This is a genomic window from Neorhizobium petrolearium (assembly GCF_017873175.1).
GTDB lineage: Bacteria > Pseudomonadota > Alphaproteobacteria > Rhizobiales > Rhizobiaceae > Neorhizobium > Neorhizobium petrolearium.
The window spans coordinates 121,574-137,032 of sequence record NZ_JAGGJW010000017.1; the positions used below are offsets into that span (position 1 = coordinate 121,574).

The window sequence follows — 15,459 nt, forward strand, 5'->3', positions numbered from 1 at the left end:
CGACGACCTTCGTCGGCGTTCGAGGCTGTCCGGGTTTGAAGAAAGGGCGCTCCCCAATTGGGTTGAGCGCCCTTTCTGTTTCAGACCGGCGATGTCGGGCATGGAACCGGAAGCTCCCGCGCCGCATTCCGCTTTCTGGACTTCTTTTCGAGAACAGCGATGGCCAGCGACAAGCTTTCGACCTACCGATCCAAACGCGATTTTAAGAAGACGGCCGAGCCGAGCGGCGAGAAACAGATCACCCGCAGCAACCGCCGGCGTTTCGTCATCCAGAAACATGACGCCACCCGGCTGCACTACGACCTGCGGCTCGAGCTTGACGGGGTCTTCAAGAGCTGGGCGGTCACCAAGGGACCGTCGCTCGACCCGCACGACAAGCGACTTGCCGTCGAGGTCGAGGATCATCCGCTCGACTACGGCGATTTCGAAGGCACGATTCCGAAAGGCCAATATGGTGGCGGAACGGTGATGCTCTGGGACCGGGGCTATTGGGAGCCTGAAGGCAAAAAGAGTCCGGAACAGGCTCTCGCGAAAGGCGATTTGAAGTTCACGCTGGACGGCGAGCTGCTCCATGGCAGTTTCGTGCTTGTGCGGATGCGCAATGATCGTGAGCGCGGCAAACGGACCAACTGGCTGCTGATCAAGCATCATGATGATTATTCCGTTGAGGACAACGGCGCGGCGATCCTGGAGGAGAATGCGAAGTCAGTCGCCTCCGGCCGCACGATGGAAATGATCGCTGCCGGCAAGGGGCGAAAGCCCAAGCCGTTCATGGTCGAAGGCGGTAATGTCCAGGCCGATGCGGTCTGGGACAGTAACCAGGGTCTTGCCGCTGCTGAGCGAAAGGCCGCGGCTCGCGATGACGATGAACGGGATACCGTCACGTCTGTCGACCTGCCCGATTTCATCCCGCCGCAGCTCTGCGAGACGCTGGAACGCCCGCCGGCCGGCGCCGGCTGGATCCATGAGATCAAATTCGACGGATACCGTATCCAGATGCGCGTTCTCGACGGCGAAGTCACGTTGAAAACCCGTAAGGGCCTCGACTGGACCGCCAAATATCCCGAGATCGCCGATGCTGCTTCGGGCCTTTCGGATTGCATCATCGATGGTGAGATCTGCGCGCTTGACGAAAACGGTGCGCCGGACTTCGCGGCCCTGCAGGCCGCGCTGTCGGAAGGCAAGACGGGCGATCTCGTCTACTTCGCCTTCGATCTCCTCTATGACGGTGGGGAAGACCTGCGCTCCCAGCCGCTCGTGGAGCGGAAAGCCCGGTTGCAGACGCTGCTTTCGGATGCCGGGAACGATCCCCGCATCCGCTATGTCGAGCACTTCGAGACCGGCGGCGACGCCGTGCTACGCTCGGCCTGTAAACTATCGCTGGAAGGCATCGTCTCGAAACAGGCGGATGCGCCCTATCAGTCGGGACGTACCGAAACCTGGGCGAAATCGAAATGCCGCGCCGGCCATGAAGTGGTGATCGGCGCCTATGCCACGACCAACGGCAAATTCCGCTCGCTGCTCGTGGGCGTCTTCCGCGGCGATCATTTCGTCTATGTCGGCCGCGTCGGCACTGGATATGGGGCGCAGAAGATAGCGAGCCTGCTGCCGAAGCTGAAGGCGTTGGAGACGACGAAGTCGCCATTCACCGGGATCGGCGCCCCGAAAAAGACTGCGGACGTCACCTGGCTGAAGCCGGAGCTGGTCGCGGAAATCGAGTTCGCCGGCTGGACGGCGGACGGCCTTGTTCGTCAGGCCGCCTTCAAGGGCCTGCGCGAGGACAAACCCGCCAAGGAAGTGGAAGCCGAACAGCCTGCGAGCGTCACGAAGGCCGAGGTCCCTGAGCCGGCGGCGCCTGAACCTCCCGAAAAACCCATCCGACGCAAAGGCTCAAAAGTGGATGTCATGGGTGTCTTGATATCGAGCCCGGACAAGCCGCTCTGGCCCGACGCTGATGATGGTCAGCCTGTCACCAAGGAGGAGCTTGCCCATTATTACGAGGCGGTCGGTCCCTGGATGATCGACCATATCAAGGGGCGCCCCTGCTCGATCATCCGGGCGCCGGATGGGATTGCCGGCGAACAGTTCTTCCAGCGGCATGCCATGCCGGGACAGTCGAACCTGCTCGAACTTGTGAAAGTGTTCGGTGACAAGAAAGCGTATCTGCAGATCGACCGCATCGAAGGGCTGGTGGCCGTTGCTCAGACCGCCGCCCTTGAGCTGCATCCCTGGAATTGCGAACCGGGACAGCCCGAGGTTCCCGGCCGCCTCGTCTTCGATCTCGATCCCGGTCCCGACGTGCCGTTCTCGACGGTCGTCGCCGCTGCGCGCGAGATGCGCGACCGTCTGGACGAACTCGGCCTTATCAGTTTCTGCAAGACGACCGGCGGCAAGGGGCTGCATGTGGTGACGCCGCTCGCCGTCAACAGGCGCAAGCCGCTCGCCTGGCCCGAGGCGAAGGGTTTCGCCCACGATGTCTGCCAGCAGATGGCGCGCGAGAACCCGGACCTTTATCTCATCAAGATGACGAAGAGCCTCAGGAACGGGCGCATCTTCCTCGACTACTTGCGCAATGACCGCATGGCAACGGCAGTGGCGCCGCTGTCGCCGCGCGCCAGACCAGGCGCGACCGTGTCCATGCCGCTGACCTGGGCGCAGGTGAAGTCCGATCTCGACCCAAAGCGTTTCACCATCCGCACCGTGCCGGTACTACTGGCGAAGACAAGCGCATGGCAGGACTATCACGATGGTCAACGGTCGCTAGAACAGGCGATCAAGCGGCTGGCGAAGGAGATGAAACACGCGGCCTGATCAGTGCACAGCCATGCTCACCAGCGGGTAAGGATGAACTGTCTTGAACTGCGCGATCATCGCTGTGGCTTGCTGCAGCACACGCTCTGCATTTTGCGCATCGTCGCGCGCCAACTCGTCAGCATTGATGCGAAGCGCCTGCGCCATATTGGCGGAAAGCGCGGCAAAATGCTTGTTACCTTCGACAAAAGCTTCACGCGCTGTGCGCTCGAGGACCCGGGCAACGTCTACAAATACCTCTTCCCGTTCCTCAATGCTGAGGTCATTGCCAATGTTGATTTTCTCTTCCATTCCCGATCTCACTCCGAATAGACGTGCGATAGCGACCGAGCTCATCAAGCCTCGGCCGCGAAAGAGCTAGGGAAGGAAAAATCCGGATTCAAGACCTCAATGGAGCTTGAACTCGCCTTCGACACGGCGCCATTCGTTTGGCCCGATCAGACGCTGATGGGTGTAACGGACGGAATGCAAAGGGCCATCGAGACTCTCCTGCCAAAAGTCCAGGAACTTGTGCATTTCGGGAAAATCGGGAGCCAGATCGTAGTCCTGCCAAACATAGGTCTGCAGCACGGATTCGAAATCAGGAATGCGGTAGAGGATGTGAGCGGTGGTAAGACCGTAGCCGTTGAGCTGACGTTCCAGATCCGATGAAAATCGCATGCTTCATCTCCGTTTCATGACACTCTGAAGGTGGCGCAAAATTTCGCGGCCATCAACGGATTTTCCAACGCTGGACGCCACTTTGTTGTTCCTTTCCAGCATGTTAGCAGCATGAGATCGTGAGTGCTAATTTTTTCGTTTCGCCCTCTTGAAATCGAAAAATCTCAAAACCAGATCATTTCGCGCAAAAAGCTCGAAGAGAGGTTTTGCACCCGCCCGGACTGGTCATCCGGTCCGGCCAGGGGGAACAACGTCATCATTGTTTGTCCATTGGAGGAAAACATGTCGTTCCGACCGCTTCATGATCGCATTCTCGTCCGCCGGGTCGAATCCGAAGAAAAGACCAAAGGCGGCATCATCATCCCCGACACCGCCAAGGAGAAGCCGCAGGAAGGCGAGGTCATCGCCGTGGGTCCCGGTGCCCGCAATGAGGCCGGCCAGATCCAGGCGCTGGACGTCAAGGTCGGCGATCGCATCCTGTTCGGCAAATGGTCCGGCACCGAGATCAAGATCAACGGCGAAGATCTGCTGATTATGAAGGAAAGCGACGTCATGGGCATTGTCGAAGCCCAGGCCGAGCAGAAAAAGGCCGCCTGAACCATTCATCCACGACCATCAGTCAGATAGCTGCCTATTGAGGAGTTAAAGAAATGGCTGCGAAAGAAGTCAAGTTTCACACCGATGCCCGTGAGCGCATGCTGCGTGGGGTCGATGTGCTCGCCAATGCGGTGAAGGTCACCCTCGGCCCGAAGGGCCGCAACGTCGTGATCGACAAGTCCTTCGGCGCGCCGCGCATCACCAAGGATGGCGTATCGGTCGCCAAGGAAATCGAGCTGGAAGACAAGTTCGAAAACATGGGCGCCCAGATGCTGCGCGAAGTGGCATCGAAGACCAACGACCTTGCCGGCGACGGTACGACGACCGCCACCGTTCTGGCCCAGGCGATCGTCAAGGAAGGCGCGAAAGCGGTTGCCTCCGGCATGAACCCGATGGACCTGAAGCGCGGCATTGATCTTGCCGTCGATGCCGTCGTCAAGGAACTGAAGAACAACGCCCGGAAGATCACCAGCAATTCCGAAATCGCCCAGGTCGGCACCATCTCGGCCAATGGCGATTCCGAGATCGGCCGCTATCTCGCCGAAGCCATGGAGAAGGTCGGCAACGAAGGCGTCATCACCGTCGAGGAAGCAAAGACCGCCGAAACCGAACTCGAAGTCGTCGAAGGCATGCAGTTCGACCGCGGCTATCTCAGCCCGTATTTCGTCACCAACCAGGACAAGATGCGGGTCGAGCTGGAAGATCCCTATATCCTGATCCACGAGAAGAAGCTCTCGAACCTGCAGGCGATGCTCCCGGTTCTCGAAGCCGTCGTCCAGTCCGGCAAGCCGCTGCTCATCATCGCCGAGGACGTCGAAGGCGAAGCCCTTGCTACGCTTGTCGTCAACAAGCTGCGCGGCGGCCTCAAGATTGCCGCCGTCAAGGCTCCGGGCTTCGGCGACCGCCGCAAGGCCATGCTGGAAGACATCGCCATCCTGACGGGCGGCACTGTCATTTCCGAAGACCTCGGCATCAAGCTTGAAAATGTCACACTGAACATGCTGGGCCGTGCCAAGAAGGTGGCAATCGAGAAGGAAAACACGACCATCATCGACGGCGTCGGCTCGAAAACGGAAATCAACGGTCGCGTAGCGCAAATCCGCGCGCAGATCGAGGAAACCACTTCCGACTACGACCGCGAAAAGCTGCAGGAACGCCTTGCCAAGCTTGCCGGCGGCGTTGCCGTGATCCGCGTCGGCGGCTCGACCGAAGTCGAAGTCAAGGAAAAGAAGGACCGCGTCGATGATGCCCTTCATGCCACCCGCGCGGCGGTGGAAGAAGGCGTCCTGCCGGGCGGTGGCGTTGCGCTGCTGCGGGCCGTCAAGGCTCTCGACAATCTCGCCACCGCCAACCAGGACCAGAAGGTCGGCGTCGAGATCGTCCGCCGGGCGATCGAAGCTCCCGTGCGCCAGATCGCCGAAAACGCCGGCGCTGAAGGTTCGGTGATCGTCGGCAAGCTGCGCGAGAAGACCGAGTTCTCCTACGGCTGGAACGCACAGAGCGGCGAGTATGGCGATCTTTATGCCCAGGGCGTCATCGACCCGGCCAAGGTCGTCCGTACCGCACTCCAGGATGCCGCTTCGGTCGCCGGCCTGCTGGTCACGACGGAAGCCATGATTGCCGAAAAGCCCAAGAAGGAAGCCGCTCCGGCCCTGCCGGCCGGCGCCGGCATGGACTTCTAAACTGATCGAGGAGGCCCGCAGCGTCCGTCAGGGGCGGGCCTCCCCACCCATTCAACCAAGTTCCATCGGTCAAGATCAATGGAGCCAAGCCATGAGAAAGGAAAACATCAGGAATTCGGTACCGGAGCAAGCCACAGCCGCGATCAGCGCCGCGCATCTGCTTCACCCGGCCAAACATTTCGATCATCCTCGTGACGTGCTTGCCGCCGACGACATCGGCGACGACGAGAAGCGGGCCATTCTTGCCTCGTGGGCATCCGATATCTTTGCCATCGAGTCCATTCCGGCCCTTCGCCTTTATCCCGGCACGGATAAAGCCGTCTCCTACGACGAGATCATCGAAGCACTGAAGACTTTGGATAAAGACGATCAACACTCCGGAGAGCAAGGCTCGCCCGGTTCCTTCAATGTCCACAGGACCCATAGACGGCGACCGCAAATTCGCCGATCTGGCGGCCTTGGCCTGTGCAGCTACCGGAAAGGAGAGCGTCGCCGACAGCCATTCGAGATTTAGACATTCCATCTGACGTGTCGCGTGCCTCTTCGAGGACGCCGACCTGATTTTTACCGACGACTCTTTGCTCGATTGAGGAGGTTTTGCCGATGAAGATCGCTCAGATCGCACCGCTCGCCGAAAGCGTTCCGCCCAAGCTCTATGGAGGAACCGAGCGGATTGTTTCCTATCTCACCGAAGAACTTGTCGCCCAAGGCCATGACGTCACACTTTTTGCCAGCGGCGATTCCGTCACCGATGCCAGACTGGTGCCATGCTCGGACGTTGCGCTGCGGCTCAACCCGGCCGTCAGGGACCAACTGCCGCATCATGTCGTGATGCTGGAGGAGATCCGGCGACGGGCGCACGAATTCGATGTGCTGCATTTCCATATTGATCTCCTGCATTTTCCGCTGATTCGGCATTTTGCCGACCGCACGGTCACGACGCTGCACGGCCGGCTCGACTTGCCGGACCTCGAGCCCTTCTACAAGGCTTTTCCCGACATTCCGTTGGTATCCATCTCCAACGATCAGCGCCGCCCGATGCCGCCGGTCAATTGGTCCGGGACGGTCTATCACGGCCTGCCGGTCGACTTGCTGCCGTTTACGGAAAAGCCCAAAGGCAATTACCTTGCCTTTCTTGGACGGATATCGCCGGAAAAGCGGCCGGACCGCGCCATACAGATCGCTACGAAGGTCGGCATGCCGCTCAAGATCGCAGCCAAGATCGACAATGCCGACAAGGCCTATTGGGAAACTGTGATCGAGCCGATGGTCAAGAGCCATCCGAATGTCGAATTCGTCAGTGAGATCAACGAGCATCAGAAGGCAGCCTTCCTGGGCAATGCCGGCGCGCTCCTTTTCCCGATCGACTGGCCGGAACCATTCGGACTGGTCATGATCGAAGCCATGGCCTGCGGCACGCCCGTTATCGCCTTCCGATGCGGCTCGGTTCCCGAGGTGATCGACGAGGGCGTTTCCGGCGTGCTGGTGGACAGCGTTCAGGAAGCTGTGGAAAACATCGAATGGGCGTTGCGGCTCGATCGTCGCAAGGTCCGGGCCACTTTCGAAAAACGTTTCACAGCCGAACGCATGGCACGGGACTATGTCGACATCTATCGGCAGCTGCCCGGCACCCGGACGAAGGCCGCGCCGCTTCGTCGCGCCAACGGCCAGTCCCTCGATCTCCAAGTGGTAGCTTAGGAAAGCGGAGGCCGTCATGCCGATCGCTTCTGCAGGCAGCAATTCAGTCCCCGAGCCGACAGGCCAGGGGACGCCGATAGCGCAGTTCTTCATTCCCGCTGCCGCATCGCTGCAGGAGCGACGGCCGCGTACCCTGAAGCACGGCGATACCTTCGCCGTCTTCGACCACAATGGCGATGCGCTTTCCAGGCCCGGCAGCCCGGAAGGCCTCTTTCACCGTGATACGCGTTACCTCTCGCATCTCTATCTGACGATCAACAGCAAGCGGCCGATGTTGTTGTCATCGACGCTACGCGACGACAACGCGACACTGACTTGCGATCTCACCAATCCCGATCTCTTCGATGACAAGGGAAAGCTCGTTCTGGAGCATGACCTGATCCATCTGCGCAGATCCCGCTTCCTCTGGAATGCACGGTGTTACGAGCGATTGAGCGCGAGGAACTATGACGAGCAGCCGCGCCACGTGCGCCTCGGGATCGAGTTCGCGTCGGATTTCGCAGATCTTTTCGAAGTGCGGGGAACCGCGAGAGCCAGGAGGGGGCGGCATCTTCCCGCCGTCGTAGAGCAGAACGGTGTCCTTCTCTCTTATATCGGTTTGGACGATCGAAAGCGAACCACCCGGCTTTCCTTCGACCCGCAGCCGAACGAGCTCGGGAGCGGCCATGTCATTTATGATCTCCATCTGGCGCCGCACGAAACCAGATCGCTGTTCATCGAGGTTGCTTGCGACCAGACCCCCGCGGGTCGACCGAGCCACCGTTCCTTTTTCCTGGCCTTGCGGGATGCCCGTCGCGCCTTGCGTGCCTCGTCCTCGCGGGCGGCAACGATCGTCACGTCCAACGAGATCTTCAACGAGGTCGCGCGGCGCAGCGTCTCGGACCTTTACATGCTGATGACCGACAAGCCGGAAGGGCCATATCCTTATGCCGGCATTCCCTGGTTCAGCACGGTCTTCGGCCGCGATGCGCTCATTACCGCGCTTCAGACGCTCTGGCTCGATCCGCAGATCGCCCGCGGCGTACTGGGGCATTTGGCGGCCAACCAGGCCACAGAGGTCGATCCGGCCGCTGACGCCGAGCCCGGAAAAATTTTGCATGAGGTGCGCTATGGCGAGATGGCCGAACTCGGCGAGGTCCCCTTCCGCCGTTATTACGGCAGTATCGACTCGACGCCACTCTTCGTAATGCTGGCTGGCGAATACCTCAGGCGGACCGGCGATCTCGCCACCATCTATCGTCTTCTGCCGCATATAGAGGCGGCGCTGACCTGGATCGACGAACACGGCGACCGCGACGGCGACGGTTTCGTCGAATATGGGCGGCTGACGGAAGAAGGGCTGGTCAACCAGGCCTGGAAAGACAGCCACGACTCCGTCTTCCATGCCGACGGCACATTGGCGAAGGGACCGATCGCGATCGCCGAGGTTCAGGCCTACGTCTACGGCGCCTGGCAGGCGGCGGCCGAGATTTTCCGCGTGCTTGACCGGCCGGAACGTGCCGCGAACCTGCTGGCAAGAGCGGAGGGATTCCGCCGCGCCTTCGACGTCGCTTTCTTCGACAATGAACTCGGCACCTACGTCCTTGCGCTCGACGGAGACAAACGGCCCTGCCGGGTGCGATCCTCCAATGCAGGCCACGCGCTCTTCACCGGCGTAGCCTATCCGGAACGGGCGAAACAGGTTGCCCACACGCTGATGAGAGCGTCGTCGTTCTGCGGCTGGGGCATCCGAACCGTGCCTTCCACGGAGGCGCGTTACAATCCCATGAGCTATCACAACGGCTCGATCTGGCCGCACGACAACGCTCTGATCGCAAGCGGTCTGGCCCGGTATGGCTATCGAGCAGAAGCTGCGCGGATATTCGAGGGCCTGTTTGCGGCCTCAACCTATATCGACTTGCGTCGGCTTCCCGAACTTTTCTGCGGACTGCCGCGCCAACGCGCACAGGGGCCGACTTTCTATCCGGTCGCATGCTCCCCTCAGGCATGGGCTGCTGCGGCTCCGCTTTCGCTGCTGCAATCATGCCTCGGTCTCGATTTCGATCCGCATGGCTTGCAGATCAGCTTCAACGAGCCGGAACTTCCCGCCTTTCTCGACGAGGTTACCTTGCGGCATCTGCAGATCGGCAATGGCTTGGCCGACATTGCTCTTCGCCGCTCCGGTCGCCATGTAATGGTTGACGTGATCGACCGCAGGGGCGATGTCCGGGTGCTCACGACGGCATGAACCGGCTCGGCGATTGCACCGGCTGGCAACCTTGCCGACCAAGCTAATCGGCTTGCTCCTCCTCATCGGCGGTCAGCAGATCGACGAGCGCGGCCACCCTGCCTGCCGGCAGATGCCGCCCTTCGCCTATCAAGGCTTCGTCGTTGTTGGCCCATGCGAATGCCTCGGCGAGTTCAGCCTGCGTCGCACCCGTTGCCACGACCTCAGCAACCAACGTTTCATCGACAGGCCCAAGGACGGCGATGACGTCTCCGGAAGTCATTGTCATATCCGTTGCTCCTTTCTCGACTTATCCATATCTGCTCTCACACGAATCTGGTGACGCAAACGCAAAAATCAATTTTTTACGTCGGATAATTCCGCTCCTCTTGAAATAGCAACCCACTGAATTATATCAATATTGTTCGATTGCCAATGGGGATCGACAAGTCCAGGAGACGCCATGTGCTCTTGGCGTCTCCTTGTATCCATGTTGCTTACAAGGAGGATATGGCTATGAGGACAAACCTCGATTTTTCTCCCCTGTTCCGGTCGAGCATCGGTTTCGACCGAATGTTGAACGCCCTCGAGGCTGCAAGCCGCATCGAGACGATCGACAACTGGCCTCCGTATGACATCGTCAAGTCCGGCGAGGACGACTATCGCATTGCCATGGCAGTGGCGGGCTTCTCGCAAGACGAATTGGCGATTACCCAGGAGCAGAACATGCTCGTGGTCTCGGGTCAGAAGGCGAATGCTGAAGACGTGCAGTATCTGCATCGCGGCATTGCCGGCCGATCGTTCCAGCGCCGGTTCGAGCTCGCCGACCATGTCAAGGTCGTAGGTGCCGGCCTCGTAAATGGTCTGCTGACCATCGATCTCAAGCGCGAAATCCCGGAAGAGATGAAGCCGCGCCAGATCGAGATTTCGACCGACATGGCTCTGCCGAAGGCCGAGATGAAGCAGATCGAGGCCGAGAAACAGGCGGCTTAAGCCTCCCATCAGCGCAACACGCGCGCGAGGCGCCGGGCGATGCTCGGCGCCGGTGGGAAAGCTTTGCCAACTGAACCAACGGAAAGGAGAAGAAACATGAGTGTTCGTGATTTGATTCCCTGGAACCGCAACAATGGCAACCAGGTTCCGAGCATCCTGCGCGATGACGATCGTGATCCCTTCCTGTCGCTTCATCGCGAGGTAAACCGTCTGTTCGATGACGTCTTCCGCGGCTTCGGCTCCAGCCTGCCGTCCTTCGCAAACGGCTCCGCGTTCACTGCCGGCTGGCCGAATGTCGAGATCTCCGACACCGACAAGGAGATCAAGGTGACCGCCGAAGTGCCCGGCCTTGAGGAGAAGGACATCGAGGTCCTGCTCAACGACGGCGTCCTGACGTTGAGGGGCGAAAAGCGTTCTGAGACGGAAGACAAGGATCGCCAGTTCTCCGAACGCTATTACGGCCGATTCGAGCGCCGCATCCCGCTCGGTATCGAGGTCAAGGACGATCAGGTCGATGCGCGCTTCAAGAATGGTGTGCTGACCGTGACCTTGCCGAAGAGCGAAAAGGCGCAGTCGCAGGTCAAGCGCATCGCCATCAAAAGCTGATCGGTCCGATCTACCTGGCGGCCGGCCCTTGGCGGTCGCCAGTGTCCTTCGCCAACAGGGAGGGATGAACGATGGAGACTTCAAGAGAGACACACCACGAAATCACAATGCCGACTTCCGCTTCCCGCGCTTCGAACGACAATCTCCGCGGCCGGCTCTCTTTTGGGCGGTCATTGTTTCCCGAGGATGCCGTTGCTCGCATCTTTAAGCCATCTCCCTCAGTGACGACGTCAGGAACCGCGCGAGCACAAGGATGGCGGCTCGTCTTCGAGCGTCGCAGCGCACCCTTCATCGAGTCTTTGATGGGGGATACGGGCGGCCACGATACGCTCACACAGGTCGAGCTGGAATTTCCCACCCTTCAATCTGCCATTCGCTACGCCGAGCGGCAGGGCCTGAGCTACGTCGTGCAGAGGCGGGGGACGAAGCCGGCCAGGCGGACCAGGCAACCGTTGGTCCTGCGACCGAAGCGGACGTCTCATGCCTTCTCCGACACGACGCTGGAGCGGCTCGGCCTTTCGGCACTTCAGGACAGCTATGACCAGGCGCTCGACGGCGCAGCAACCCGCAATGACCCGTCCGGACCAGAAAGCTGGTCCTCAGCGATGGATGTTGTCAGCGACAGGACGTTGTCGCTCCAGGCCAAACGCTCGATCCTGATGAACTGGGCCTGGACGGAGTACCTGATCGACCAGGCCACCAACGAAGGCATGCCGGAGAACGCGCGTCCCTCGCGCCTCGATGAAGTCGACCAGGCGCTGCTTGCGCTCAAGCGGGAAGTGGAAGCCAGCCAGTCCGTTCCCGTGACCGATCGAAAAGCTGCATGAGGTGCCCCATGGATCCGCATGTCGTTTTCGATTGCCAGAAGATCCTGCCGAACAGATTTGCCCTGGCGCTCGCCGCGGCCGCCCGCAGCCGTGCGCTGAACCGCGGCGTGGAGCCAAGACTTGACCGGCAGGGCGTAAGTGCGAGCGAGCTTGCGTTGCTGGAGATTGCCAGTGGGGCGTTTGTTGAGGATGAACTGGCGCCATACCTGCTCCCATCGCCGGCAGGCGCACCTCTCGCGGCTGCTCCGTCCACCACACCCGAGTTTCGCGGCGACGGGCGTTCAAGCGCTGCCGCCGCACCCGTCTCCTGCCCGCAGGAGGCGGTCCATTGATGATGCCAACCAACCGATGAGGAGAAATGAACGATGCTGAAGTCCCTGCCTTCGAACAATCGGACGGCTTTCGATATCGTCAATATCGTTGCCGGTCTTGGTCTTCTGATCTAACCCTGGCTGCTCGGCTTTACCGCCGAGACCTATGCCGCCTGGAATGGCTGGATCGTCGGCGCGGCCGTCGCCCTGGTCGCCGTCGCCGCGCTCTACGCCTTTTATGAGGTGGAGGAGTGGGTCAACCTCGTGCTCGGTATATGGGCTGTGGTCGCTCCATGGGTCCTCGGCTTCTCAACCGTGACCGCAGCCATGTGGGCGCATGTCATTGCCGGCATTGTCGTCGCAGCGTTGGCTGCCGGCAGCATCTGGTTCAGCCATAACAGTCCACTCTCGACCGCATAAGCTGACGAAGAACGGGTCCGGACCTTCGGACCCGTTCTTTTTATGCCTTTCGTGCCTCGCGCCGGAAAGAAGAAAACCATCAATTCAGGAGCAACCGATGTTCGATCTCGCCCCGAGGCTTCGCACGATTGCCGCGTCCGCAGCCATCGCCGCCGGAGCCGTCCTGTTAACCGTCACCCCCGCCGTCGCGCAGACAGCAGGGCCGGCACCTTCGTCCACCAGCCTTCCGACACTGGCGCCGATGCTTGAGCATGTCACGCCGGCCGTGGTCAATATTGCTGTCGTCTCGCGTTCGTCGGTCGAGAGCAATCCCCTTTACAGCGATCCCAACTTTCGCCGCTTCTTCAATCTGCCGGAGCAGCAACCGCGCGCCAGGATGAGCGCGGGCTCGGGCGTTATCGTCGACGCCGTGAAAGGCTATGTGCTGACCAATCATCATGTCGTCGATGGCGGAACCGAAATCTCCGTCACCCTGAAGGATGGACGTCAGCTGCCCGCAAAACTCATCGGCAGCGACAAGGAGACCGACATCGCGCTGCTGCAGATCAAAGCGAAAAACCTCACGGCGATCCAAATAGGGGATTCCGATGCCCTCAAGGTGGGCGACTATGTCGTCGCTATCGGCAACCCCTTCGGGCTCGGCCAGACGGTGACTTCGGGCATCGTCAGCGCGCTCGGACGGAGCGGCTTGAACATCGAGGGCTATGAGGACTTCATCCAGACCGACGCCTCGATCAATCCCGGCAATTCCGGCGGTGCACTGGTGACGCTCGACGGCAAGCTGGTCGGCGTCAATACAGCGATCCTCAGCCCCGCCGGCGCCAATGTCGGTATTGGCTTTGCAGTCCCCAGCAGCATGGCGGTAACCGTGATGAACCAGTTGATTGCCCACGGCGAGGTTCAGCGCGGTAAGCTGGGCATCGGTATCCAGGATCTCACACCGGATCTGGCAGAAGCCCTCAAGCTCGGTGACCTGCGGGGCGCCCTGATTGCCAATGTCGAACCCGGCTCGTCGGCCGAGCGTGCAGGATTGAAGACCGGCGACGTGGTGACGGCGATCGACGGGCGACCTGTCCACGGCGCCACCGATCTCAGGAACCGCATCGGGCTGACCCCGGCAGGCAGCAAGATCCGGCTGACCGTGAAGCGTGGGGATGACGAGCAGGTTGTTGCCGCCACGATCGCAGCCGAAGATAAGGCCTCAGCAGATCTTTCCGGCACGGCGCTCGATGGTGCTAGAATGCGAGACGCGTTGGATGCCGAATCCGCTGAGGTTGGCGACTCCGGCGTGGTGATCGAAAGCGTGGCCTCTGGCAGCCCCGCAGCCCGTACCGGGCTTCGCGCTGGCGATATGATCGTTGCGGTGAACAGGGTTCCCGTCGGTTCCGTTTCCGACCTGCGACGGGTGATCGACGAGAAGCCCGCTATAGCGGCCCTTGAACTGATCCGCGATGGCGGCCGCTTGCTGGTGGTCGTGCGATAATGGGAGCGGTCGCATGGTGATGGACAGGAAGACACGTTTCGATGTCGGCTAATCCAAACGAGATATTTTCCAAAATAGCGGGAGGTTTGCATGGTCGCGAAATGGAATTGTCAGGGTTTGGCGGCCATGTCGAAGACTGCGGCATTGTCCTGGATCTCACGCAGGCCCTTATAGGAAGCATGCCGCAGGCTTCCGTCCCGCGTCCAGCCGCGGAACTCGATCTCAGCGATCAAGGTCGGCTGGGCGAACACCAGACGCTTGCCTTTAAGCGGCACCACCGGCTTGGTCGTCTTCAGCCGATCGAGCGTCTTCTTCAGATCATCCGCTTGCCTGCCGTTGAAGCCGGTTCCGACGGAACCGACATAGACCCAGTCGTAACCGCGCCGTCCGGCAAGCAGCAAGCTACCCAGGCCGCCACGGGCAGACTCCGATTGCTCGTAGCCGACGATCATGAAGCTCTCCGACTGCACGCATTTGATCTTGAGCCAGTCGCCGGTGCGCCCGCTGCGGTAGGGCCGATCCCGGTGCTTGGCGATGATGCCTTCCAAACCGATCTGGCAGGCGTGTTCGAGCAAGCTGTCGGCATCCAGCGTCAGTTCCTCGGACAGCCGAACGGTGCCGGCTTCTTCCGCCGGCACGACATCCTCGAGCAGGTGACGTCGCACCGACAGCTCTGTCCGTGTTAAATCGTGCCCGTCCAGATAAAGCAGGTCAAAGGCGTAGAGGATGGACTCGGTCGAGATGCGTTTTCCGCCACGGCCACCCAGCGAACGTTGCAGCGCCCCAAAGTCGGAGCGGCCTTGGTCGTCAAGCACGACAGCCTCTCCGTCCAGGATGGCGGTAGTTAAACCAAGTTTTTCAGCCGCATCCGCGATCGCCGGAAATCGGTGCGTCCAGTCGTGGCCGCCGCGGGTGATGATCCGAACGCTTTTCGGCTCGATGTGGATCGCCAACCGATAGCCGTCCCATTTTACCTCGTAAAGCCAGTCAGGCCCGACCGGCACTGTCGGTTTCAGGAGAGCAAGGCAAGGCTCGATGCGCGCCGGCATTTCGTCGAAGGGCAGGCTCGGCTGGTTCGCATCGCGTTTGCGGATCGGACGGGATTGGACGGAGGACGTCGATTCATCGAGCAGAGGGAGGGGTGGTCGGCGGGCGCGCAACATTG

15 protein-coding genes and 1 pseudogene are annotated in these 15,459 nt (G+C 60.6%); 12 read left to right on the plus strand and 4 right to left on the minus strand.

The features are described 5' to 3' along the window. Positions 1-159: 159 nt before the first annotated feature. Positions 160-2,811 carry a DNA ligase D gene (ligD, locus tag J2046_RS27735; RefSeq protein WP_210057315.1) on the plus strand — a complete coding sequence of 884 codons (2,652 nt, stop codon included), beginning with the start codon at positions 160-162 and terminating at the stop codon, positions 2,809-2,811. Here the strand turns inward: ligD (J2046_RS27735) and J2046_RS27740 are convergent, their stop codons facing one another. Then, positions 2,812-3,102, minus strand: a complete 291-nt coding sequence (locus J2046_RS27740) for a hypothetical protein (protein ID WP_210057318.1) — start codon at positions 3,100-3,102, stop codon at positions 2,812-2,814. A 96-nt stretch (positions 3,103-3,198) separates the two neighbouring features. Continuing rightward, the gene (locus J2046_RS27745) at positions 3,199-3,471 is read right to left on the minus strand and encodes an usg protein (protein WP_113501746.1); all 273 of its coding nucleotides are present in this window, start codon (positions 3,469-3,471) and stop codon (positions 3,199-3,201) included. Positions 3,472-3,753: 282 nt separating this feature from the next. On the opposite strand from J2046_RS27745, the gene groES reads away from it, so the two are divergent. From groES to J2046_RS27770, 5 genes are all read left to right on the plus strand, one after another. Further along, positions 3,754-4,068 (plus strand): co-chaperone GroES, encoded by a 315-nt coding sequence (groES, locus tag J2046_RS27750; protein ID WP_112706434.1) that lies wholly within the window; start codon positions 3,754-3,756, stop codon positions 4,066-4,068. 53 nt (positions 4,069-4,121) lie between these two features. Further along, the gene (groL, locus tag J2046_RS27755) at positions 4,122-5,750 is read left to right on the plus strand and encodes a chaperonin GroEL (RefSeq protein WP_112706433.1); all 1,629 of its coding nucleotides are present in this window, start codon (positions 4,122-4,124) and stop codon (positions 5,748-5,750) included. 91 nt (positions 5,751-5,841) lie between these two features. Beyond that, complete coding sequence (locus tag J2046_RS27760; protein ID WP_112706432.1) at positions 5,842-6,264, plus strand: hypothetical protein; 423 nt, start codon at positions 5,842-5,844, stop codon at positions 6,262-6,264. A gap of 89 nt (positions 6,265-6,353) precedes the next feature. Next, complete coding sequence (locus tag J2046_RS27765; protein ID WP_112706431.1) at positions 6,354-7,448, plus strand: glycosyltransferase family 4 protein; 1,095 nt, start codon at positions 6,354-6,356, stop codon at positions 7,446-7,448. 16 nt (positions 7,449-7,464) lie between these two features. After that, positions 7,465-9,675, plus strand: coding sequence for an amylo-alpha-1,6-glucosidase (locus J2046_RS27770; RefSeq protein WP_210057320.1), 2,211 nt, complete (start codon positions 7,465-7,467; stop codon positions 9,673-9,675). Positions 9,676-9,718: 43 nt separating this feature from the next. On the opposite strand, the gene J2046_RS27775 is transcribed toward J2046_RS27770, so the two are convergent. After that, entirely contained in the window at positions 9,719-9,943 is a 225-nt protein-coding gene (locus J2046_RS27775; RefSeq protein ID WP_112706429.1) for a hypothetical protein, read from the minus strand. A 227-nt stretch (positions 9,944-10,170) separates the two neighbouring features. On the opposite strand from J2046_RS27775, the gene J2046_RS27780 reads away from it, so the two are divergent. From J2046_RS27780 to J2046_RS27805, 6 genes and pseudogenes are all read left to right on the plus strand, one after another. Further along, a complete protein-coding gene (locus J2046_RS27780; RefSeq protein WP_112706428.1) occupies positions 10,171-10,647 on the plus strand; it encodes an Hsp20 family protein in 477 nt (158 codons plus the stop codon). A 96-nt stretch (positions 10,648-10,743) separates the two neighbouring features. After that, positions 10,744-11,253, plus strand: a complete 510-nt coding sequence (locus J2046_RS27785) for an Hsp20/alpha crystallin family protein (protein ID WP_112706427.1) — start codon at positions 10,744-10,746, stop codon at positions 11,251-11,253. Between the two features lie 71 nt (positions 11,254-11,324). Beyond that, on the plus strand, positions 11,325-12,080 hold the full coding sequence (locus J2046_RS27790) for an NADH dehydrogenase ubiquinone Fe-S protein 4 (RefSeq protein ID WP_112706426.1): 756 nt from the start codon (positions 11,325-11,327) through the stop codon (positions 12,078-12,080). An 8-nt stretch (positions 12,081-12,088) separates the two neighbouring features. Then, positions 12,089-12,412, plus strand: coding sequence for a DNA-directed RNA polymerase subunit omega (locus J2046_RS27795; protein WP_112706437.1), 324 nt, complete (start codon positions 12,089-12,091; stop codon positions 12,410-12,412). 33 nt (positions 12,413-12,445) lie between these two features. Next, a pseudogene (locus tag J2046_RS27800) lies at positions 12,446-12,811 on the plus strand (SPW repeat protein). Positions 12,812-12,908: 97 nt separating this feature from the next. Next, positions 12,909-14,294 carry a DegQ family serine endoprotease gene (locus tag J2046_RS27805; RefSeq protein ID WP_112706424.1) on the plus strand — a complete coding sequence of 462 codons (1,386 nt, stop codon included), beginning with the start codon at positions 12,909-12,911 and terminating at the stop codon, positions 14,292-14,294. A 110-nt stretch (positions 14,295-14,404) separates the two neighbouring features. Here J2046_RS27805 and ligD (J2046_RS27810) read toward each other — a convergent pair whose 3' ends face one another. Next, positions 14,405-15,457 carry a non-homologous end-joining DNA ligase gene (gene ligD / locus J2046_RS27810; RefSeq protein ID WP_112706423.1) on the minus strand — a complete coding sequence of 351 codons (1,053 nt, stop codon included), beginning with the start codon at positions 15,455-15,457 and terminating at the stop codon, positions 14,405-14,407. Positions 15,458-15,459: the final 2 nt, after the last annotated feature.